General features: G+C 74.6%; 19 protein-coding genes. 10 read left to right on the top strand and 9 right to left on the bottom strand.

Annotated features, from left to right (window positions below):
- Window positions 1–221: 221 nt before the first annotated feature.
- On the bottom strand, window positions 222–1,133 hold the full coding sequence (locus tag ACLQ2V_RS16405) for a rhomboid family intramembrane serine protease (RefSeq protein ID WP_425719343.1): 912 nt from the start codon (window positions 1,131–1,133) through the stop codon (window positions 222–224).
- A gap of 65 nt (window positions 1,134–1,198) precedes the next feature.
- On the bottom strand, window positions 1,199–1,729 hold the full coding sequence (locus tag ACLQ2V_RS16400; RefSeq protein ID WP_425719342.1) for a peptidylprolyl isomerase: 531 nt from the start codon (window positions 1,727–1,729) through the stop codon (window positions 1,199–1,201).
- Between the two features lie 84 nt (window positions 1,730–1,813).
- Between ACLQ2V_RS16400 and ACLQ2V_RS16395 the strand changes: the two genes are divergently transcribed.
- Complete coding sequence (locus ACLQ2V_RS16395) at window positions 1,814–2,671, top strand: hypothetical protein (RefSeq protein ID WP_425719341.1); 858 nt, start codon at window positions 1,814–1,816, stop codon at window positions 2,669–2,671.
- A 192-nt stretch (window positions 2,672–2,863) separates the two neighbouring features.
- Here ACLQ2V_RS16395 and corA read toward each other — a convergent pair whose 3' ends face one another.
- On the bottom strand, window positions 2,864–4,006 hold the full coding sequence (gene corA / locus ACLQ2V_RS16390; RefSeq protein WP_425719471.1) for a magnesium/cobalt transporter CorA: 1,143 nt from the start codon (window positions 4,004–4,006) through the stop codon (window positions 2,864–2,866).
- A gap of 360 nt (window positions 4,007–4,366) precedes the next feature.
- Window positions 4,367–5,461 carry a PLP-dependent aminotransferase family protein gene (locus tag ACLQ2V_RS16385; protein WP_425719340.1) on the bottom strand — a complete coding sequence of 365 codons (1,095 nt, stop codon included), beginning with the start codon at window positions 5,459–5,461 and terminating at the stop codon, window positions 4,367–4,369.
- Between the two features lie 226 nt (window positions 5,462–5,687).
- Here ACLQ2V_RS16385 and ACLQ2V_RS16380 point away from each other — a divergent pair, with 226 nt between their 5' ends.
- Complete coding sequence (locus tag ACLQ2V_RS16380) at window positions 5,688–6,518, top strand: 3'(2'),5'-bisphosphate nucleotidase CysQ (RefSeq protein ID WP_425719339.1); 831 nt, start codon at window positions 5,688–5,690, stop codon at window positions 6,516–6,518.
- A 20-nt stretch (window positions 6,519–6,538) separates the two neighbouring features.
- Window positions 6,539–7,681, top strand: coding sequence for a hypothetical protein (locus ACLQ2V_RS16375; protein ID WP_425719338.1), 1,143 nt, complete (start codon window positions 6,539–6,541; stop codon window positions 7,679–7,681).
- Between the two features lie 67 nt (window positions 7,682–7,748).
- Here ACLQ2V_RS16375 and ACLQ2V_RS16370 read toward each other — a convergent pair whose 3' ends face one another.
- Genes ACLQ2V_RS16370 through ACLQ2V_RS16355 form a run of 4 tightly spaced genes read right to left on the bottom strand, consistent with a single transcriptional unit; the run spans window position 7,749 to window position 10,652 of the window.
- Window positions 7,749–8,669 (bottom strand): glycosyltransferase family 2 protein, encoded by a 921-nt coding sequence (locus ACLQ2V_RS16370; protein WP_425719337.1) that lies wholly within the window; start codon window positions 8,667–8,669, stop codon window positions 7,749–7,751.
- Window positions 8,666–9,631, bottom strand: coding sequence for a sulfotransferase family protein (locus tag ACLQ2V_RS16365; protein WP_425719336.1), 966 nt, complete (start codon window positions 9,629–9,631; stop codon window positions 8,666–8,668). The genes ACLQ2V_RS16370 and ACLQ2V_RS16365 overlap by 4 nt, the downstream gene beginning before the upstream one ends.
- Complete coding sequence (locus ACLQ2V_RS16360) at window positions 9,619–10,155, bottom strand: glycosyltransferase (protein WP_425719470.1); 537 nt, start codon at window positions 10,153–10,155, stop codon at window positions 9,619–9,621. Before ACLQ2V_RS16360 ends, ACLQ2V_RS16365 begins: the two co-directional genes overlap by 13 nt.
- A 56-nt stretch (window positions 10,156–10,211) precedes the next feature.
- The gene (locus ACLQ2V_RS16355; RefSeq protein ID WP_425719469.1) at window positions 10,212–10,652 is read right to left on the bottom strand and encodes a UDP-N-acetylglucosamine--LPS N-acetylglucosamine transferase; all 441 of its coding nucleotides are present in this window, start codon (window positions 10,650–10,652) and stop codon (window positions 10,212–10,214) included.
- A 250-nt stretch (window positions 10,653–10,902) separates the two neighbouring features.
- Between ACLQ2V_RS16355 and ACLQ2V_RS16350 the strand changes: the two genes are divergently transcribed.
- Window positions 10,903–11,883 (top strand): sulfotransferase, encoded by a 981-nt coding sequence (locus ACLQ2V_RS16350; RefSeq protein WP_425719335.1) that lies wholly within the window; start codon window positions 10,903–10,905, stop codon window positions 11,881–11,883.
- A gap of 54 nt (window positions 11,884–11,937) precedes the next feature.
- Here ACLQ2V_RS16350 and ACLQ2V_RS16345 read toward each other — a convergent pair whose 3' ends face one another.
- Window positions 11,938–12,870: a hypothetical protein gene (locus ACLQ2V_RS16345; protein WP_425719334.1), complete on the bottom strand. Its 933-nt coding sequence runs from the start codon at window positions 12,868–12,870 to the stop codon at window positions 11,938–11,940.
- Window positions 12,871–13,023: 153 nt separating this feature from the next.
- On the opposite strand from ACLQ2V_RS16345, the gene ACLQ2V_RS16340 reads away from it, so the two are divergent.
- Genes ACLQ2V_RS16340 through ACLQ2V_RS16315 form a run of 6 tightly spaced genes read left to right on the top strand, consistent with a single transcriptional unit; the run spans window position 13,024 to window position 21,304 of the window.
- On the top strand, window positions 13,024–15,183 hold the full coding sequence (locus tag ACLQ2V_RS16340) for a lipopolysaccharide biosynthesis protein (RefSeq protein ID WP_425719333.1): 2,160 nt from the start codon (window positions 13,024–13,026) through the stop codon (window positions 15,181–15,183).
- Window positions 15,180–16,166, top strand: coding sequence for a DUF3048 domain-containing protein (locus tag ACLQ2V_RS16335; RefSeq protein ID WP_425719332.1), 987 nt, complete (start codon window positions 15,180–15,182; stop codon window positions 16,164–16,166). Before ACLQ2V_RS16340 ends, ACLQ2V_RS16335 begins: the two co-directional genes overlap by 4 nt.
- Window positions 16,163–17,650, top strand: a complete 1,488-nt coding sequence (locus ACLQ2V_RS16330) for an O-antigen ligase family protein (RefSeq protein ID WP_425719331.1) — start codon at window positions 16,163–16,165, stop codon at window positions 17,648–17,650. The genes ACLQ2V_RS16335 and ACLQ2V_RS16330 overlap by 4 nt, the downstream gene beginning before the upstream one ends.
- A complete protein-coding gene (locus tag ACLQ2V_RS16325) occupies window positions 17,650–18,879 on the top strand; it encodes a hypothetical protein (protein ID WP_425719330.1) in 1,230 nt (409 codons plus the stop codon). Before ACLQ2V_RS16330 ends, ACLQ2V_RS16325 begins: the two co-directional genes overlap by 1 nt.
- On the top strand, window positions 18,876–19,736 hold the full coding sequence (locus tag ACLQ2V_RS16320; protein WP_425719329.1) for a sulfotransferase domain-containing protein: 861 nt from the start codon (window positions 18,876–18,878) through the stop codon (window positions 19,734–19,736). The genes ACLQ2V_RS16325 and ACLQ2V_RS16320 overlap by 4 nt, the downstream gene beginning before the upstream one ends.
- Entirely contained in the window at window positions 19,724–21,304 is a 1,581-nt protein-coding gene (locus tag ACLQ2V_RS16315) for a polysaccharide biosynthesis C-terminal domain-containing protein (RefSeq protein WP_425719328.1), read from the top strand. Before ACLQ2V_RS16320 ends, ACLQ2V_RS16315 begins: the two co-directional genes overlap by 13 nt.
- Window positions 21,305–21,345: the final 41 nt, after the last annotated feature.

Below are 21,345 nucleotides of genomic sequence, written 5' to 3'. Positions count from 1 at the left end.
GGAGGGGCCCGATTCTTCCAAGCTCTCCGCCGATCCATGGTGCGCTCGTCCGCGCGCCGCTCACGATCGACACGCATCACCATGTACGGCACAAGGCGGCTTCCCGCCTCGACGAAACCACCATGTACCGCACATGAAGTCGATCAAGGCGCGCATCGGCCGACGCCGGCCCCGCCCGCCGACGGATCAGCCGGTGGGCACTAGTCAGCCCGGTGGCCGGGTCAGGCGGGGAGCATCGCCGTGCGGACGACCGCCAGGCCCAGGAGCGCCACCAGCACCAGCGCGACGCCGACGCCCTGGATCAGCCCGCGCCGGGACCGGGGCGCGTACGCCAACAGCAGCGCCACCAGCCCGCCGGTGGCGAGCCCACCGAGGTGGCCGGGAATGGAGATGCCCGGGACGGTGAGGGTGAAGACCAAGTTGATCACCAGGACCGGGAGCACCGAGGAGATGCTCCGCCCCATCCGGCGCTCGATGATGATGAGCGCGGCGAAGAGGCCGAAGATCGCGGTGGACGCACCGGCCGTGGCGGCGTTCTCGGCGCTGAACAGGTACGCGGCCACGTTGCCGCCGAGGCCGGCGACCAGGTAGAGGGCGGCGAACCGCAGCGGCCCCAGGTTGGCCTCCAGTGACCGGCCGAGCACCCAGAGCGCCCACATGTTCAGCAGCAGGTGCACCACGCCGTAGTGCAGGAACATCGCGGTGACCAGGCGGTACCACTCACCCTCGGCGATGCCGTGCACGGTGCCGTCGGGGAAGAGCGCCTGGCCGAGCACCGAGCCCCAGTCGGTCAGCGGGGTGCTGCCGCCCAGCAGGCCGCCGAAGCCGGAGCCGCCGGCCGCCGCGTCCCCGCCCCGGTCGGAGGCGATGGAGAGCAGCATGAGCAGCACGTTGAGCGCGAGCAGGGCCTTGGTCACGTAGCCGTGGCGGCCGACGGTACCGCCGCCGAAGGCGGTACGCGCCGGCCGCACACTGCGGCGTCCCTCGTCCACGCACTCGGGGCACTGGTGCCCGACCGAGGCGTCCCGCATGCAGTCCGGGCAGATCGGCCGGTCGCAGCGCGTGCACCGGACGTACGTCTCCCGGCCGGGGTGCCGGTAGCAGACCGGGGTGGTCGGTGGGGACTCACTCACGGCCGTTGCCTCCGGTGGGCGGCGGGGCGCTCAGTCATGCGAGCAAAGGTACCTCGCGACCCACATCAGCCCGCGACGCGCTCGATCTCGACCCGCTCGATGACGACGTCGGAGAGCGGGCGGTCGCTCGGGTCGGTCGGGGTGTTGGCGATCGCGTCGACGACCTTCACCGACGCCTCGTCGGCGACCTGGCCGAAGATGGTGTGCCGGTTGCTCAGGTGCGGGGTCGGCGCGACGGTGATGAAAAACTGCGAGCCGTTGGTGCCCGGCCCGGCGTTCGCCATCGCCAGCAGGTACGGCCGGTCGAAGCGCAGCTCCGGGTGGAACTCGTCGGCGAACTTGTAACCCGGGCCACCCCGGCCGGTGCCGCTCGGGTCACCCATCTGGATCATGAAGCCGCTGATGACCCGGTGCGAGATCGTGCCGTCGTAGTACGGGCCGTTGCCCGGCTGGCCCGTACGCGGGTCGGTGTATTCCTTGTTGCCCTCGGCCAGGTCCACGAAGTTGCGGACCGTCTTCGGGGCGTGGTTGGGGAAGAGCTCCAGCCGGATCGGGCCAGCGTTGGTGTGCAAGGTGGCGTAGACAGCCTCGGCCACGGGTACTCCTCAGTCGTTGGTCAGTTCCATGCGGATCCTCCCATGTGCCCGATCTGGCAGTGCGGAGGCATCCGAAGGTGGAGGATGACGGAGGAACAACTCCCAGGAGGTGGGACAGTGTTTGGAATTTGGCGGCGGAAGACCCAGGGGCAGCTGGCCAAGGTCGAGCTGAACCAGGGCATCGGTCACCTGCGGCAGGCTGCCACCCACGCGGCGAAGGGCGCCGGTGCCACGGTCGGCCCACGCGTCCAGGCGGCCCGCAGCGCCGTCGCGCCGACCGCGCTGGTGATGCGGGACCGGGCATCGAGCGGCGTCGCGTCGACGGCCGCAGCCCTCGCGCCGCTGGCCCTGGCCGTTCGCAACGCCCAGGCCGAGGCGAGCGGGAAGGTCGTCACCGGTCGGAAGGCCGCCGCCGCCAGGCAGGCCGCGGTGAGCAAGAAGGTCAAGGCCAAGAGCGCCAAGCTCGGCCGGAAGAAGCAGCGCAAGACCTCGCGCGGGATGATGGTCGGCCTGCTGGCCGCCGGGACCGTCGCCGGCCTGGCCGGCGCGATGGCCCTGCGCCGCCGCCGGGAGGAGCAGGATTGGACCGAGTACGAGCCGGTCCGCACGCTGGAGCCGGCCAGTGACGAGGTCGACACCCTGGTGATCGAGACCCCCACCCCCACCCCCACCCCCGCCACGAACGGAGCGAAGGTGACCGACTCGTCCACGATGTCCAGTGACTCGCCGGTGGCCGGCGGCCCGACCGGGGCCGGCAGCTCGGCGGTGGCCGGCGGCGACAGCGCCTCCACCACCACCCCCGGCACCCAGCCGGTGATCCACCCGAACGACAAGGTGCCCTCGGTCGCCGAGGGCGCGCGGGACGTCTCCGGTCGCCCGGCCGACGACCTCAGCAAGGCGCTGGGCGGCGAGAACGCCGCCGGCACCAGCGGCCGCCGCTGACCCTTCCCCCGCCACCCGCGGCGTGGAGACGACCCGTCGTCCCGCGCCGCGGGCGTCTGTCGGCTCCGGCCCGGCGCCGGAGCGACCCCGACCCCGGCCCGTCCCCGCGCCGGGCCGGCGGCTGCGGGGTCAGAGCCGGCGGCTGCGGGGTCAGAGCCGGCGGCTGCGGGGTCAGAGCCGGCGGCTGCGGGGTCAGAGCCAGCCGTTGCGCCGGAACCAGCGGTACAGCGCCAGCGAGATGACCAGCATGATGGCGAGCACGACCGGATAGCCGTACGTCATCTTCAGCTCCGGCATGTCCTCGAAGTTCATGCCGTAGATGCCGGCGATAGCGGTCCAGACCGCGGCGATGGCGGCCCAGGCGGCGATCTTGCGCATGTCGTTGTTCTGGTCGACGGTGACCTGGGCCAGCCGCGCCTGGAGGATCGAGTTGAGCAGGTCGTCGTAGGAGTTGACCTGCTCGACGGTGCGGCTGAGGTGGTCCTGCACGTCGCGGAAGTAGCGTCGCACCTCCTGCGGGACGTCCCGGTTGGCCTGGCCGGTGAGGGTCATCAGGGGCCGTTGCAGCGGCGCGACCGCCCGCTTGAACTCGACCAGCTCGCGCTTCATCTGGTAGATCCGCTGGATGCGGCCGGTGCTCTGCCGGTCGAACACGTCGGCCTCCAGCACGTCCAGGTCGTCCTCCAGCCGGTCGGCCACCTCCAGGTAGAGGTCGACCACCCGGTCGGTGACCCCGTACGCGACCGCCCAGGGGCCGTGCCCCAGCAGTTCGTGCTTGGCCTCCAGGTCGGCGCGGACCGGGGCGAGCCGGCAGGCGTCGCCGTGCCGAATGCTGATCACGAAGTTCGGGCCGATGAAGAGCATCACCTGGCCGGTCTCGACGACCTCCGAGTTCTCGGTCAGCTCGGCGTGCTCGCAGTACCGGGCGGTGCGCAGCACCAGGAAGTTGACCTCGCCGAAGCGTTCCAGCTTGGGCCGCTGCTGGGCCTTCACCGCGTCCTCGACGGCCAGCTCGTGCAGGCCGAAGGTGGCGGCGATGGCGGTCATCTCGCCCAGCTCGGGCTCGTGCAGCCCGAGCCAGACGAAGCCGCCCTCGCGGCGGGCGGCGGCCAGCGCCTCCGGGTAGTGCCAGTCGCCGGGCTGCCGTTTGCCGTCGACGTAGAGCCCGCAGTCCATGATCGCGCTGCGGCCCGGCCCGGCCGGCGCGGGGACGTGGTGGCTGCCGTCGGCGTTGAGGATCCGGGTCATCGCCCGCACCGGGGCCCAGGCCCGGGGCTTGATCACCCGCCCGCCGTCCGGAGCCGTCAACCGGCTCCGCTCCGCCCGGTCCGACATGGCGACCCCCTCCCCGCACTGCCGCGCCGGCCGCGCGCCCACGCGGTAGCAGGGTACGCCCCGCCCCGCGCCGGCCGGCCGGGCTCGGCCGCCGCCCCGGCGGGACCGCAGGCGCGGCGGGCCGGGGCGGGGCCGGGTGGGCCGGGCCGCGTCAGGGGGGTGAGGGGCGACCCGGCCCACCCGGCGCCCTGGGGGTGGGAGTACTGCTGCGCGCGCCCGCCGCTCGGCCGGTCGATGCCCTATCGGGGCAGGTAGACCGGGTTACGTGAGGAACGCTCGCAGCATTGTGGGCCGCAAATCGGCCGGGCGGGAGACCCCACCCGGCCGACATCGCGCTTCTGTCGGGTATCCGACAGAAAATCAGCCGCGAACGGCTTCCACCGCCTCCGCCAGGCGACGAACACCCTCGTCGATGCGGTCCGCCGTGACCGCCGAGAACGCCAACCGCAGGGCGTGCTGCCCGCCGTCGAGCACGAAGTCGCTGCCCTTGACCACCGCCACGCCCCGCTCGGCCGCCGCCGGGGCCAACCGGTCCACCAGCACGTCCTGCGGGAACTCCACCCAGAGGAAGTAGCCGCCGTCGGGCTCCACGAAGCGCGCCTGCGGCAGGTGCCGCCGCAGCGACTCGGCCAGCACCCGCGCCCGCTCGCCCAGCGCCGCGTTGACCGTCTCGATCGACCGGGCGATGTCCCCGGAGACGCAGAACTGGTGCACGATCGCCTCGGAGACCATGCCCGGCGAGATGTAGAGGCTGGTGGCCGTCGTCGCGATGTCGGCGATCATGTCCGCCGGCCCGATCAGGTAGCCGACCCGCACCCCCGGGCAGATCGTCTTGGTGAAGCTGGAGGCGTGTACCACCAGGCCCCGGGTGTCCAGCGAGAGCATCGACGGCAGCGGCTCGCCCCGGAACCGAACCTCGGCGTACGGGTCGTCCTCGAAGATGACGAAGCCGTACTCGGCGGCCAGGTCGAGCAGCTCGCGCCGCTTCTCCAGCGACAGGGTGACCCCGGCCGGGTTCTGGTAGTTCGGGATGACGTGCGCGAGCCTCGGGCGGACCCCGGACTCCAGCAGCTTGCGCAGCTCGGCGGTGTCCAGGCCGTCCGGCTGGATCGACACGCCGTGGATCTCGCCGCCCATCCGCTGCAGGTTCAGCAGGGTCCGGTCGTACGTCGGACGCTCGACCACGACCGCGTCGCCGGGGGAGACCAGGTGGTCGAAGAGGAACGCGTCGGCCTGCAACGAACCGTTGGTGACCAGCACCTGATCGACGTCGACGCCGTGCTTCTCGGCGATCCACCTGCGCAGGGGCGGGTAACCGACGGAGGTGCCGTACGCCGTTACCCCGGCGGGGTCGGCGTCGAAGGCGCGGACGGCGGCGGCCTTGAGCCCCTCGACATCGACGATGTCCAGCGAGGGCGCCCCACGGGCAAAGGAGATCAACTGCTCGGCGGTCATGCGGACGAGCCTAGGGCCTGGCCCGGTCGCTCCGACCGGCATACACGCCAAGTTCAACATGCGGGCAACGGAGCGGCGACCCAACGGACGACGCGGCGGCGGCCGACGTGAGCGACACTTCCGTTGTCGATTATCGGACCGGTGGCTGGCCGGTCCCGGCGCGACCGCCGAAGGTTGGGCGTCCGCCGGGTGCCGGCGGTGGCACCGGAGAAGTGGTGAGGTTCACGTGACCGAGGACGGTACGGGTCGGCTCGACGACCAGGCATTCGCGCAGTGGCTGGCCCGGCAGGCCGGCGCGGCGCTGACCGCGCTCCGCGCGGAGCAGGGCTTCGCCGACCCGGCGGCGCTCAAGAACGCCGGCGACAAGTCCTCCCACGACCTGATGTCGACAGCCCTGGCCCGGTGGCGGCCGGACGACGCGGTGCTCTCCGAGGAGCAGGCCGACAGCCGGCGGGCCTGGGCCGGCGACCCGGCCGCCGGGCAGCGCCCCGATCGGCTCGACGCCGACCGGGTCTGGATCATCGACCCGCTGGACGGCACCCGCGAGTTCTCCGAGGCCGGCCGGGACGACTGGGCGGTGCACGTGGCGCTCTGGCAGCGCTCCGCCGGCCCGGACGGAGCGCTGGTGGCCGGCGCGGTCGGCATGCCGGCCCGCACCGGGGCGGACGGTGAGCCGCTGGTGCTGGGCACCCGGCTGCCGATGCCGCCGCCGGCCGACGGGCCGCTGCGGATCGCGGTGAGCCGCAGCCGGCCGCCCGCGTTCGTGTCCGAGTTGGTCGCCGGCCTCGGTGCCCGCGCCGTGCCGATGGGCTCGGCCGGGGTGAAGGTCTGCGCGGTGGTGACGGGTGAGGCCGACGCGTACGTGCACGCCGGGGGGCAGTACGAGTGGGACTCGGCGGCCCCGGTCGCGGTGGCCCTCGGCGCCGGCCTGCACGCCTGCCGGATCGACGGCTCGCCGCTGCGCTACAACCGGGACGACCCGCGCCTTCCGGACCTGTTGGTCTGCCGCCCGGAGCACGCCGACACCCTGCTGGCCGCCATCGACCGTTACCGTTGACCGCCGATCCGAGGAGCGTCATGAGTCCCGGCCGCACCGCCGCGCCCACGCTCAGCACCGACCCGACCGATCCCGACCCGAGCCGGCCCGCCCGCCGCCGGCCCACCCGGTGGTGGCTGCTGCCGGTGGCGGCCGGCGCGGTGGTGCTCGGCACCACGGTCGCCCTGGCCACCAACGGCGAACTGCCCGGCCAGCCGACCCCGGCGGTCACCGACGCCGCCTCCGAGGGCGCGGGGACCGGCCGGCCCGCCCCGGCCCCCCGGCGGACCCCCACCGGGGTGGAGGGCTTCGGCAGCAGCCCGAAGTCCGCCTCGCCGAGCCCGAGCGCGGGGAAGTCGGCGCCGGCCGGCACCTTCCCGGGCAGCCGGAACACCCTGCCGGGGGCGAGCATCCACCTACAGGGCGGGGAGAGCTTCTCCGCCGGGCTGGCCCGCTCCGACCGCAGCTACGGGCCGCTGCGGATGGTCCGGGTCTTCTACCCGGGGCTGCCGCCGACCTGGTCCGGCAGCCGCGCCGACGTCGCCGACCGGACCGTGGTGGTCTCGTTCAAGGCGCCACCCGGCGAGGTGGCCGCCGGCAAGCACGACGGGCGGCTCGCCGCCTGGTTCCGTTCCGTCCCCCGCGACCTGGACGTCTACTGGACGTACTTCCACGAGCCGGAGGACGACATCGCCCGGGGCAGCTACACCGGGGCGCAGTTCCGGGCCGCGTGGAAGCGCCTCGCCGGCCTCGCCGACCAGGTCGGCAACGCCCGGCTGCGCGCCACCCTGGTCCTGATGTGCTGGACGCTGAACCCGAACTCCGGGCGCAGCTTCGACACGTACTGGCCCGGCGGCGACACCATCGACGTGCTCGGCTGGGACTGCTACAACAGCGGCGGCAAGTTCAACCGCTACACCGACCCGGCGCAGGTCTTCGGCCCGATGATCGCCAAGTCGAGGGCGCTGGGCAAGCCGTGGGGCCTGGCCGAGACGGGCAGCGTCCGCATCGCCGGCGACGGCGGCGCGGGGCGGGCCGGCTGGATCCGGTCGATGAGCCGCTACCTCAACGGGCAGCGACCACTCTGGGTGGCCTACTACGACTACCAGGTCGACGGCGGCGACTTCCGGCTCACCGACGCGCCCAGCCGGGAGGCGTGGCGGGCCTGGTGCGCCGCCAACTGAGCCGGCCGCGAGGCACGCCGGGCCCGGTGCGAGGCACGCCGGGCCCGGGGCCCGCCCCCACCGTCGCTCAGATGCCCCGGCCGCGTCGATGCAGCGTACGCAGGATGCGGTCGGGGTCGACGGTCCGGCTGGCCACGGCCAGGGCCAGGTAGGCGCGCGGCTCCCGGGGGTTGCGGGCCAGCGTGCGCCGGGCCCAGCGGACCGCCTCCCCCCGGTTGCCCAGCGCCGCCTGGGCGAAGGCGATCTGCCCGCTGACCCGGGCCTCGCCGGCCGGCACGGTGGCGAACTCCGGGTACCGGTCGAGCAGCCACTGCAACGCCACCGAGATGGTCTCCCAGCGCTGGGCGAAGTAGGACCGCTTGTGCCAGCGCACCGTCACGTACGGCTCGACGAGGTTCACCAGCGGGGCGTGCCGGGCGGCCCGGAGCAGGAACTCGTAGTCCTCCGCGTAGCTGCCCGGGATCTCCTCGTCGACCAGGCCGATGCCGTCGAGCAGCGCGGCGCGGCGGATCAGGAACGTCGACGGGTGCAGCTCGGTGTGCCGGTCGCGCAGCAGGGCGGCCAGCGGCACCCGGTGCACCGGCAGCACCCGGTCGACCTGGCGGCCGTCGTAGTCGACCCGGATGCCGCAGCTCACGAACGCCCCGTCGGGCGCGGCGGCGAGCGCCGCCACCTGCGCGGCCAGCTTGCCGGGCAGCCACTCGTCGTCGTCGTCGCAGAACGCCACCAGCTCGCCGGTGGCGGCCAGGATGCCGGTGTTGCGGTTGCCGGCCAGCCCCGGGGAGCGCTCGTTGACCAGCACGGTGACCCGGGGGTCGGCGGCCAGCGAGCGGTCCGGCTCGGACTGGTCGTAGACCACCACCACGTCGAGGCGGCCGGGGTAGTCCTGGCCGAGGATCGCGTCGAGGGCCTTGCGCAGCAGCTCGGGGCGGTCGCGGGTGGGGACCACCGCGGTCACCGACGGATGCGCGGTCAGCGGCTCGGTCATGGTGCCTCCGTGGAACCCGGGCGGCCGAGGCCGACGTATCCGTACCGCAGCCGCAGCGGCAGCGTCGCGGCGCTGACCACCGCCCGGCTGCGCGCCGGCAGGGCGGTGCGCCAGGCGTCGTCCTGGCGCACCCGCAGCGGCCCGGCGTTGAACCGCAGCGGGTTGCCGGCGATGCTGTGCGCCCGCACCAGCGGCGCGGGCGACGGGTCGAGCACCCGCAGCGCCGCCGGGTCGTCGACCAGGCCGGCGAAGCGGCGCAGCCGGGCGATCGTGCCGCGCGGGTCGGCGGTGAAGTCCTCGTAGCGCAGCCGCAGCACCGGCGCCCGGGTGGCCAGCAGGTGGAACGCGGCGTTCTGCGCCGTCCAGAGCTTGCTCACCGTCAGCGGCGAGAAGGTCGGCATGTACGCCTCGGCGTCGACCACCTCCGGCCGGCGCACCTGCTTGGCCCACGAGTACGCCACCGCCCGGCTGTCGCGCACCAGGTGCAGCACCCGCAGGTCCAGGTCGTCGGCCCAGCGCAGCGCGAACGCCGTCGAGGCGTGCTTGCTGGAGTCGACCACCAGCTGCGCCCCGGTCACGGCGATCGCCGCCGCGTAGATGCGGGTGTAGAGGTCGGCGTAGCGGCGCACCTGGGCCAGCTCGGCGGCGGGCAGCTCGCCCCGGGCCAGCCGGGGGATGTGCCGGGTGCGGTCCACGGCGTCCTTGAGCGCCAGCACGTCGGCGCGGTCCACGGCCGACCAGCCGCCGAAGGCGTGCTCGCCGATGCGCTGCCAGAAGTCGCAGGCGGTGAAGCGCTCACCGCAGCCGCACCGCTCGTCGCCGCCGAGCGCCCGCTCCCAGAGGTGGACCACCTCGCCGACGGCGCAGACGTCCGGGTGCTGGGCGAGGATCAGCTCCAGCAGCGTGGAGCCGCTGCGGCCCAGGCCGCCGACGAAGAGCACCCGGGCGCTCACCGCCACCACCTGCGCCGCCCCGGCGCCCGGCTGCTGCGGACCAGGTCCTCCACGATCCGGCCCACCGCCGTGGCGGCGGCGGCCCGCGGGTCCGGGCGACCCGGGTCGGCGGTCAGGGCGTACGACAGCGGGTCGGCCACGCCCTTGTCCAGCGCCGCGACCAGGTCGGCCTCGGTCTCGACCAGCCGGACCATCCCGGCCGCGCCGAGCCGGCGGGCGAAGAGCTGCTGGTGGTCGTCGACGTGTTCGCCGCGCGCCGGGTCGCGGGGGAGCACGATCGGCAGGTGCCCGTGCCGGCGGGCCTCGGTGATGGTGGCCGGGCCGCCGTGGCAGACCACCAGGTCCGCCTCGGTCATCGCCCGTTGCAGCTCGTCGTGGGCCAGGAACGGCGCCGCGTCGGGCAGCCGGGGGGCACGGCTGCGCCCGTGCTGGACGACGAGGCGCACCGGCGGGGCGAGGGCGTCACGGCCGGCGTGCCAGCGCTCCAGCCACTCCACGAGCCGGTCGAAGGCGTGCACGTCGGTGCCGACCATGGCCAGGACGGTGCGCCGGGCCGGCGGGTGGGCCCGCTGACGGGGGATCGGTGAGCTCACAGCAGGTTTCCCACCACGGTGGCGTTCGGGTAGAGCCGGCGCTGTTCCTCCCACTGCACGAGCATCGCGGAGAGGAAGGGCCGGCAGAGCCGGGCGGAGAGCGTCGGGGTGTCGATCCGGTCGTACACCTCGATGTAGACCGTGGGGATGCCGCGCAGCCGGGCCACCACCACGAACGGCAGGGCGACCCCCGCGCCGGTGGTGACCACGGCGGCCACGTCGCGGCCCCGGAACACCCGCACGGCGAGCCAGAGGTTGCGGGCCAGGTTGCGCAGGTTGCGGGTGGTCGGGTGGTACGCCCAGACCACGTCCTCGCCGCCGAGCAGCGACCGGGCGTCCGGGGTGTCGAAGGTGACCCAGGAGCGGGCCCGTGCGCCGTACCACGGCTCCAGCGCGACCAGCTGGGCGAGGTGCCCACCGCTGGACCCGACGAGCATGACTTCCCCAGACTCCACGCCATCGCCTCCCACGGCCCCCGGCCGCGCCCCGGGACGCGCCCCGGCGAGGGCGGTCGACCGGGCGGCGCGACGCCGCCACAATGTAACGGCCGCCCGGCCCGGAACAGAAGTGGCTCTCACCATCCGCGCGACTGTCGGATGGTGCACAGCGGGACCTTCCGCCAATGCCCCGTCCCGCCGGCGCGCGCCTAGACTGCCGCTGACATCCACCGGGGCGAAGGGATCGCGGATGACCGACACGGCCGAGGCGGCGCAGGGTGGCGGCACCGGGACGGCCGCCGACCCGGTCACCGTCCTCTACGTCAGCGGGATGCCGCGCAGCGGTTCCACCCTGCTCGACCTGATGCTCGGCCAGTTCGTCGGGCACTGCGACGTCGGCGAGCTGTTCTACCTGTGGCAGTCGGGGGTCGAGCGCAACTTCCGCTGCGCCTGCGGGGAGCACTTCGACGCCTGCCCGTTCTGGGGCGAGGTGGGCCGGCGGGCGTACGGCGGGTGGTCGAACGTCGACGTGGCCGACGTGCGGGCGTTGCAGCGCCGGGTCGACGCGACCGGCCGGCTGCCGCTGATCCTGAGCCCCCGCACCTCCCCGGCCTTCGAACGCGACCTGGACCGCTACACCGAGCTGCTGACCAAGCTGTACCGCGCGGTGGCCGACGTCTCCGGGGCGAAGGTGGTGGTCGACTCCACCAAGCGCCCCTCGCTGGCCTACATCCTGGCCCGCGCGCCGCAGATCGACCTGCGGCTGGTGCACGTGCTGCGCGACCCGCGCGGGGTGGCGTACTCGTGGAGCCAGGTCGTCGAGCTGCCGGAGGGCACCTCCACGAAGGGCCGGATGAACCAGCGCTCGGCCCGGCTGACCGCCCGCCGCTGGGTGACGGTCAACGCGATGGTCGCCGCGCTGGGCCGGCGCGGCGTGCCCCGGGTGACCGTCCGCTACGAGGACCTGGTCCGCGACCCGCGCGGCGAGCTGAGCCGGATCGCCGCGCTGACCGCCGACGTGACCGGGGTGGTGGACCCGTTGGCGTTCCTGCGGGACAACGAGTTCGACCAGGCCGGCTCGCACGCGGTGGCCGGCGGCCGGATCCGGATGCGCAGCGGCCCGATCACCCTGGCCCTGGACGAGAAGTGGCGCCGGGAGTACGCCCCGGGCAACCGCCGGCTGGTCGCCGCGCTGACCTGGCCGCTGCGCCGCCGCTACGGCTACCACTGACGCCGGACCGGCCCCGGCCGACCGCCGGGCGGCGACCGACCGCCGCCGCCCGCCTCACCGCCGGGCGGCGGCGGCCAGGTGTGCGTCGAGGGTGTCCAGCAGCTCGGGGGCGCGCTCGTAGTCGAACTTGCGGGCGAAGTGCGCCCCGCTGGCCAGCGCCCGGGGCAGGTCCTCGGCGGTCAGCGACTTCGGGTGGTTGAAGGTGCTGCCCCGGAAGTCGAAGTACCGCTTGCAGTCGGGCACCAGGGTGAACCGGTCGGCGCTGCACACGATGGTCTGGAAGACCGCCTCCACCGGGGAGAGACAGCGCCGGAAGTACGCCACCACGTCCGGCCGCCGGTCGAAGTACTCCCGCAGGTACGCCACCACCGGCCAGCTCAGCGAGGAGAACGCCGAGCCGCCGTGCAGGCGCAGGTCCGGCCCGAACGGGGTGCGGGCCCGCCGGCCCACCGCCAGCCCGTACGACACGTGCACCCGCACCAGCGGCTGCACCCGGTTGAGCGCCTGGATCGGCCGGAGCAGCTTCTTGCCCCGGGGGGTGAGCGGCATCACCCGGCGGTGCTGGAAGTGGTAGCGGGAGCGGACCCGGCTGCTCGGCCAGTGGCTGTCGGGGCCGAAGGCGTCCCAGTACTCCATGAACCCGTCGGCGCCCGAGTCGACCAGCTCGGCCTCGCACTCGCCCAACGGCCGCAGGGGGTAGTCCTGGCCGGTGAGGTTCACCAGCCAGTCGACCCGTACGCCCTGGTCGTTCAGCCAGTCGACGGCCGCCATGTAGCGGTCGACATGACTGAAGTCACCGTAGCCGCCCGCGTGGGTCTGCACGGTCACGTCGGGCAGGGCATGCAGCTCAGCGAGGTCCAGCGGTGGGCCGGCGGCGTCGTGACTGATGTGCACGACGCTGGCCGGGCTGTACCGCTTGATGGCGTGGACCAGCCGATTCATCTGTTCGGGCGACCGGTGGCTCTGGATGTGGTAGGCAAACCGCACCCGGCCATCCTCCCCCGGACCCGCCCGGCGGGAAAGCGAACCTTCGCCGGCTTCCCCTGGCCGGCCGGATCAGGGAGACTCAGGGTTCCGCCGTGACGCCGCCCGCCGGCGGCCGACTGGCCGGTCCCGGTCCAAAGGAAGCGACACAGCCCGATGCCCTCGCCTCACCACGCCGATCTGCGCGATTCAGACGGCCCCACGCTGACGACCTACCTGGAGTGGCTGCGCCGCCGGTGGTGGATCCTCGTGGTGGCCGCGCTGCTCGGCGCGGGCGCCGGCATGCTGGTCAGCCAGGTGCAGACCCGCACGTACGTCTCGACGACGTCGCTGCTGGTCCGCCAGGTCGGCCCGGACGCCAACGCCGGCACCAAGGTCAACCTCGACACCGAGGCCCAGGTGATCCGGTCCCTCGTGGTGGCCGAGCGGGCGCGGGCGCTGTTGAAGACCACGACCCCACCGGAGGACCTGGCCCGGGCCGTGTCGGTCACCGTGCCGCCGAACAGCCAGGTGCTCCAGATCGTGTACGAGGCCGGCAGCCCGCAGGCGGCGCAGGTCGGCTCGGACTCCTTCGCCAAGGCGTACCTCGACCTGCGGCTGGCCACCGCGACCCGGTCGATGGAGAACGAGACCACCGCGCTGAAGCAGCAGATCGCCGAGACCAACAAGCAGTTGGCCGCGGTCGCGGGGAAGATCGCCGCGGCCCCGGCGAACTCGGCCGAACGGGCCCGCGCCGAGGCCGACCGGAACGTGCTGACCAACCAGCTCGCCGCCCTCAACGGCCGGCTGAGCCCGCTGCTGAGCACCGCGCTCGACCCCGGCGAGATCATCTCTGCCGCGCCGCTGCCGAAGCAGCCCAGCTCACCGAACACCACCCTCAACCTGGCCAGCGGCCTCGGCGCCGGGCTGCTCTTCGGCATCGTGCTCGCCCTGGTGCTGGACCGGCTGGACACCCGGGTGCGGCGCGGCCGGGACATCGCCGACCGGCTCGGCCTGACGATGCTGCTGGAGCTGCCCGCCCAGCCGACCGGCCTGACCATCCTGCCGGCGGCCCACGAGGTCTCCCGCGAGATGGGCCGGCTGCGCAACGTGCTGCTGTCGACCATGCCCGAGTCCCAGCCCGGCCGGGGCCGGCAACTGCTGCTCAGCGACACCTCCCGCGGCTCGGCGGCCGGCTTCGTGGTCGGCAACCTCGCCGCCGCGTACGCCCGCACCGGGGCGCAGGTCGCGGTGGTCACCACCAAGCCGGACTCCCCGCTGGCGGCGATGCTCGGCGACGTGCGGCCCCGGCACACCCTGGCCGACGTGCTGCGTCACGACGTCTCGGCGCTCACCGCGCTGACCCCCGCCCCCAACCTGAACCAGCTGCGGGTGCTGCTCCCCGGCGAGCTGGACACCGAGGTGGAGCTGCCGGTCACCACCATGCTGGAGATCCTGGCCGAGCTGGCCGCCCGCTTCGACCACGTGCTGATCGAGACGGCCCAGCCGACGGCGGCGGTGGAGGCCCAGGCGCTGGCCCGGCACGTCGACGGGGTGATCCTGGTGATCCAGGGCGGGCAGACCCGCAGCAGCGAGGTCACCGCCGCGATGCGGCAGTTCGAGCAGGTCGACGCGGCGATCCTCGGTGCCGTGCTCGCCCCCCGGCTGACCGAGCGCGGCTCGACGCGGACGGCGAACGGGAAGCCGAAGGCGAGCATCCCGCAGGCCCCGACCTCCCCCGCCCCGGCCGCCCGGCGGGACGGCCCGCCGTCGCCCCGGCCCCGGCAGACCCCGGCCGGGCGGCCCCAGCCCGGTGCGCCGGGCATCGACACCACGATGATCCTGCCCCGCGCCGGCTCGCGGGACGGCGACGGGCGAGCGCCCGGCATGCCCCAGGCGGGGCAGAACCCGCCGCCGGGCGGGGCCAAGCCGGGGCAGAACCCGCCGCCGGGCCTGGGCAAGCCCGGGCAGCACCCCCCGTCCGGCATGGGTCACCCCGCCCAGGGCCACCAGCCGGGCACGCCGCCGGGTCTGGGCAAGCCGGGGCAGGCTCCGCCCTCCGGCACGGGCCGCCCGGGGCAGACCCCGCCGCCGCCCGGCATGGGCCACCTGGGTCAGCCGCTGCCCGGCCTCGGCAAGCCGGGGCAGCCCCCGCCGCCGGGCCTGGGCAAGCCGGTGCCGCCGGCCGGGCAGGCCCCGCCGAACATGCCCCCCAAGCCGGGGACCCCGCCGAAGCCGCCCGGCAAGTCCACCGTCTACCGCTCGGCGCGGGACGCCGACGGCCCCGAGGCCGGCCGGTACTCGACGTCGTACGACCCGCACGGGGAGCGCGAGTGAGCCGCCGCAGGGCCCTGGGCGCGACGCTGGCGGCGGTGCTCGTCGCCGCGCTCGGCGCGGGCTGTTCCGACGACCCGCCCGCGACGAACGTGGTGGACCCGGGCGCACAGGGGCCCCGGCCCAGCGCCACGCCGAGCCTGCCGGCCGCGCCGCTCTCCGGGCGGCCGGTCGCCGAGACGGTGGCGACCCGGCAGGCCGTGGCGGTGCCGCTGCGGGTGACCGCCGGCACCGGCCCGCTGGGGCTGGCCGAGGCCGACCTGGTCTACCAGGAGTTCGCCGAGTCGCGCAGCCTGCACCTCACCGCCGTCTACCAGTCCCGCGACGCGGCGCGGGTCGCGCCGGTCACCGAGATCCGGCCGGTGGACATCCGCAGCATCGGGGTGCTGCGCCCGTTCGTCGGCTACGCCGGCGGGCCCACCGGCTTCGTCCGGCAGTTCGAGGCGGCGGGCCTGCCGGGGGTGACCCCGGCGAAGCGCGCCGCCGCGTTCCCGTCCGGCCGGGCGTCGGTGGCCCAGTTACGCAAGGCGGCCCCCGACGGCGGGGCCGCGCCGACCCAACTCTTCGACCACGCCCCCGCCGGCACCCCGCTGGCCAGCAAGGACGTCGTCCCGGCCGGCAAGCTGACCGTCGCCGCGCCCGGCCACCCGACGCAGACCTGGACGTACGACCCGGCCAGCTCGTCGTGGCGCGGCCGGGTCGGCAAGGCCACGGTGAGCGTCGCCACGGTGGCGGTGCTGACGATGGACTACCGCACGATCACCGTCCGCAAGCCCAGCCCTCGCCAGCTGCCCAGCGCCAAGGTCTACGGCTCCGGGCCGGCGGTGGTGGTCTCCGGGCCGGCCAGCGCCAAGGGGGCGTGGAGCAAGCCCGGCCAGAAGATGGTCTGCAACATCACCGACAGCGCCGGCTACCAGGTCCGGCCGCAGGCCGGCCCGGCCTGGGTGATCTACGCCCCGGCGACCGCCAAGGTCAGCGTGACATGACCACGGCCGCACCGCTGCGGCCCAACCCCGGGCCGGAGCCGGCGCGGGCGGGTCGACAGCCTGCCGATCCGCCGCAGCACGCGGCGGGCGGCGAGAATCGCCGCTGGTCGTTGCGGTTGCCGACGGCCTGGCCGGTGACCGCGCTCTTCGTGCTCTACCCGCTGTGGTGGGCGCTCGGCCTGCCCTCGTTCATCTTCGCCATCCTGGCCGTGCCGATGGCCTTCCAGCTCTACCGGCGCGGCACCGTCCGGGTGCCGCCGGGCTTCGGGTTCTGGCTGATCCTGCTGGCCTGGGTGGTGCTCTCCGGGCTGATGCTCGACATCACCGCGCCCAACACGCTCACCCCGAAGGGCTTCGGCCGGTTCATCGGCTGGGGCATCCGGGTGCTCAACTACACGGCGCTGACCGTGACGATGCTCTACGTGCTCAACCTCAGCGAGCGCGAGCTGCCCCGCAAGCGGCTGTTGAAGCTCTTCGGCTTCATGGCCGTGGTCACCGTCGTCGGCGGGTACGTCGGCGCGTTGTTCCCCCAGCTCAAGTTCGTCGCCCCGCTGAACTACCTACTGCCCGCCGTCATCGCCAAGGAACCGTTCGTCTACCGCCTGATGCACGTCGAGGTCGCCCAGGTGCAGGAGGTGATCGCCGGGGCGGCCAGTTCGCCCCGCCCCGCCGCCCCCTTCGAGTACACCAACACCTGGGGCGAGAACATGGCGATCCTGCTGATCTGGTTCATCGTCGGCTGGGTGGCCCTGGCCCGGGGGCCACGCCGGCTCCTCGGCTTCCTGGTGGTGGCCGCCGCCGTCTTCCCGATCGTCTATTCGCTCAACCGGGGGCTCTGGATCGGCCTGGTGGTCGGCGCGGTCTACGTGGCGGTGCGGATGGCGCTGCGCGGCCGGATCGTCGTGCTGGTCGGGTTGGCGCTGGCCACCGGCCTGGCCGGGGTGGCGGTGCTCGCCTCCCCGCTGGGCAACCTGATCAACGAGCGGACGGCCAACGGGCACAGCGACGACATCCGCACCACCCTGTCCAACGGGGCGGTGGAGGCGGCGAACCACTCGCCGGTGCTCGGCTACGGCGGCAACCGGGCGCTGATCGGCAGCAACCGGTCCATCGCGATCGGCAAGTCGGCGACCTGCAAGCAGTGCGGCAACCGGGAGCTGGGCAGCAACGGCCAGTTGTGGAACCTGCTCGTCGGCCAGGGCTGGGTGGGCGCGCTCTGCTACAGCGCGTTCTTCCTCTGGTGCCTGTGGCGGTTCCGCCACGACCACACCCCCATCGGCATCGCCGGCAGCCTGGTGCTGATCCTCATGCTGTTCTTCCAGTTCCTCTACGGCGCGCTGAACACCACCCTGGCGTACGGGCTGATCAGTGTGGCCCTGCTCGCCCGCAACGACCTGGAGTTGCGGGCGCTGCGCCGGGAGGCCCGGCTCGCCGCCGGGCAGCCGCCGACCCCCCTCGCCCTGCCCGAACGGCGGTTCCGCTGATGCTCACCCCACCCCCGGGCGCCGACGCGCGCGGCGCGTACCTGCCCGAGCTGGCCGGCGTGGTCTGGCCGGCGCCGGCCCGACCGGCGCTGCGGCGCGGTGGCCGCGTCGGGTACGCGGTGGTCCCCTCGGCCGCGCGGCCCCGGCTGCTGGTCCCGGTCGGCTCCCGGCGGGCGGCGGCGGGGGCGGTGCGGCACTCCACCGAGGCGCAGGGGCCCAAGGCCCGGCTGCGCCGGGCGGTGCTGGCCACCGCGTTCCGCACCGGGCTGGGCCGGCTGGCGTTCCGGGACCGGCTGGTGGTCGACGCCGCCGCCGACTCCCTCGACGCGCACCTCGCCGCCGTGCTGGGCCGCCCGGCCCTGCTGAGCATCCACATCGGCCCGGCGCGGGCCAACCGCAAGCCGGTGGTCCAGCTCCTCGACGCCGCCGGCGACCCGATCGGGTACGCGAAGCTCGGCGTCGACCCGCTGACCCGTGCCCTGGTCGACGCCGAGGCGGCGGCGCTGGCCCGGCTGGCGGGGCTCGACCTGCCCGGCATCGCGGTGGCGGAGGTGCTGCACCACGGCGGCTGGGGCGGGCACGCCCTGCTGGTGCAGAGCGCACTGCCGGTGGGGCTGCCCCGGGCCGCGCCCGCGCGGGCCGCCGAGGCCGAGCGCGCCGCGATGGTCGCGGTGAGCCGCTGCGTCGGCGTCGACCGCCGGGCGTACGCCGGCAGTGCCCACGCCCGGCGGCTCGCCGACGAGCTGGCGGCGCTGGGCGACCGGCCGGAGGCGGTGCGGCTGCGCGCCGCGCTGGCGCGGGTGTGCCGGGTCGACCCGGTGCTCGACCTCGGGGCGTGGCACGGCGACTGGAACGGCGGCAACAGCGCCGCCCTGGCCGACGGCCGGGTGCTGGTCTGGGACTGGGAACGCTTCGCCGACGACGTGCCGGTGGGCTTCGACGCCCTGCACCGGCGGGTGCAGACGGCCGTCACCCGCGCCGGGGTGGAGCCGCGCGAGGCGGCCGGGCGGCTGATCGCCGACGCCGAGGCGACGCTGGCCGGGTTCGGCCAGCCGGCCGGGGTGGCCGACCTGGTGGCGGTGCTCTACCTGGTCGAGCTGGCGGCGCGCTACCTGCGCGACCGGCAGGCCGAGGCGGGCGCCCGGCTGGGACACGTGGCCGCGTGGCTGTTGCCCGCGGTGGAGGAGCACCTGGCCGGGCGGCCGGGTGCGGAAGGAGTGACGACGTGACGGTGGTCAAGGCACGGGCGCGGCGCGCGGTGCGGTCGGTGAGTCGGACGTACGGGCGGTTGACCGCCGGCTCGCGGCTGGCCCCCGACTTCCTCATCGTGGGCGCCCAGCGGTGCGGCACGACGTCGCTGTTCAAGACCCTGTCGCAGCATCCGGCGGTGCTGCCGGCGGTCTACCACAAGGGCGTGCACTACTTCGACACCGGCTACGACCGGGGGATGGACTGGTACCTCGGGCACTTCCCGACGGTGCGCCGGGCCGAGGCGGTCCGCGAGCGGGTCGGGGTGCGCGGGATCACCGGGGAGTCCAGCCCGTACTACATGTTCCACCCGCTGGCCGGGCAGCGCATCGCCGACGACCTGCCGGAGGTGCGGCTGCTGGTGCTGCTGCGCGACCCGGTGGAGCGGGCGTACTCGGCGCACTCGCACGAGCTGGCCCGGGGCTTCGAGACGGAGGGCTTCGCGCGGGCCCTGGAGCTGGAGGAGGAGCGGATCGCCGGGGAGCGGGAGCGGCTGCTGGCCGACCCGACCGCGCAGAGCCACCACTTCCAGCACAACGCCTACCTGACCCGGGGGCGCTACGTCGAGCAGCTGGAACGGCTGGAGTCGCTGGTCGGCCGGGACCGGCTGCACGTCGTCGACGCCGACGACTTCTTCGCCGACCCCCGGCCGGCGTTTGACGCGGTCTGTGACTTCCTCGGCCTGCCGCACTGCCCGGAGATCGCCTTCGGCAAGCACAACGCGCGGTCCCGCTCCCCGCTGGACCCGGCGCTGCGGGCCCGGCTGGAGGAGCACTTCGCCCCGTACGACGAGCGGTTGGCAACCTGGTGGGGACGCGTGCCGTCGTGGCGACGGTAGCGCCGACCCGGCCGGCCGGCGGTGAGCTGGGCGGGGCTGCCCGGCACGGGGTGGTGAACCTGCTCGGGGTGGCGGTCGCGGCGGTCGCCGGTTTCGGCCTGAACATCGTCGTCACCCGAAGCTGGTCGATGGCCGAGGCCGGCCTCTTCTTCGCCGCCACCAGCGCTTTCATGATCGCGTACGCGGCGGCGCGGCTGGGCACGGGCGTCGGCTCGGTCTACTTCATCAGCCGCTACCGGGCCCTCGGCCAGCCGGAGCGCATCCGGGCGTCGGTGCTGGTCGGGCTGCTGCCGGTGCTGGGCGTGGGCACGCTGATCGCGCTGGCCGGCTGGTGGGCCGCGCCCCGGATCGTGGCGTTGACCTTCGACGAGCCGGTGCCCGGCGCGGTGCGGGCCCTGCGGGTGCTGCTGGTCTTCGTGCCGGTGGCCGCGCTCTGCGACTTCGCGCTGGCCGCCTGCCGGGGCTTCGGCAAGATGCGCCCGCTGCTGCTGGTCGAGCGGCTGGGCCGCACCGGGTTGCAGGTGGCCGGGGTGGGGCTGGTCGCCGCCTTCGGCCTCTCCGCCACCACCGCGCTGCCGCTGGCCTGGGCCCTGCCCTACCTGCCGGCCGCCGGGTTCGGCGCGCTCTGGCTGGCCCGGCTGGTTCGCCGCGCCGAGCGGGGGGCGAGTGCCCCGGCGGCGTCGCTGCGGGCGGAGTTCGCCCCGTACTGGCGCTACAGCGGGCCCCGGGCGCTGAGCGGGCTGGCCCAGATGGCGGTGCAGCGGCTCGACATCGTGCTGCTCGGCGCGCTGCGCGGGCTGGCCGACGCGGCGCTCTACACGGCGGCCACCCGGTTCCTGGCCCTGGGGCAGCTCTCCGGGCAGGCGCTCTCCACCGCCGTGCAGCACCGGCTGGCCGAGCACCTGGCCCGCGACGACCGGGCCGCCGCCGGGCGGCTCTACCAGGCCGCGACGGGCTGGCTGGTGCTGCTGGCCTGGCCGGCGTACCTGCTCTTCGCGGTCTTCGCCGAGCCGATGCTGCACCTCTTCGGCGACGGGTACGCCGCGGGGCAGCGGGTGACCGTCCTGCTCGCCCTGACCATGCTGCTGGCCACCGGCTGCGGCATGGTCGACACGGTGCTCAACATGGCCGGCCGGACGTCCTGGACGTTCTACAACGCGCTGGCCGGCACCGGGATCAACGTGCTCCTCAACGTGCTGCTCATCCCCGACCACGGCATCATGGGGGCGGCGGTCGCCTGGTCGGCGTCCATTGTGATCACCAACCTGGTGCCGCTGGCGCAGCTGCACCACGCGTACCGGCTGCACCCGTTCGGCCGGGGGACGCTGGTCGCGGCCGGGCTGGCGGTGGCCTGCTTCGGGGTGCCGGCGCTGCTGGTCCGCGCGGTGACCGACGCCGGGCCGGTGACCCTGGCCGTGCTGGCGCTGCTCGGCGGCATCGGGTACGCCGCCGGGGTGTGGCGGCTGCGCCGGGTGCTCCAGCTCGACGCCCTGCGGGCGCTGCGGCGCGGCCGGCGACGCCGAGAACCGACCACGACAGGGCCGCAGCCCGGCCACGAAAACGGCTGACGACCGGCCACGAAACGTTTGCCACCGGCGCCCGGTGGCGT

The sequence above is a fragment of the Micromonospora sp. DT233 genome (assembly GCF_049841815.1).
Classification (GTDB): domain Bacteria; phylum Actinomycetota; class Actinomycetes; order Mycobacteriales; family Micromonosporaceae; genus Micromonospora.
The sequence above is the reverse complement of the archived record's forward strand: the minus strand, read 5'-3'. Positions and strand labels throughout refer to the sequence as shown.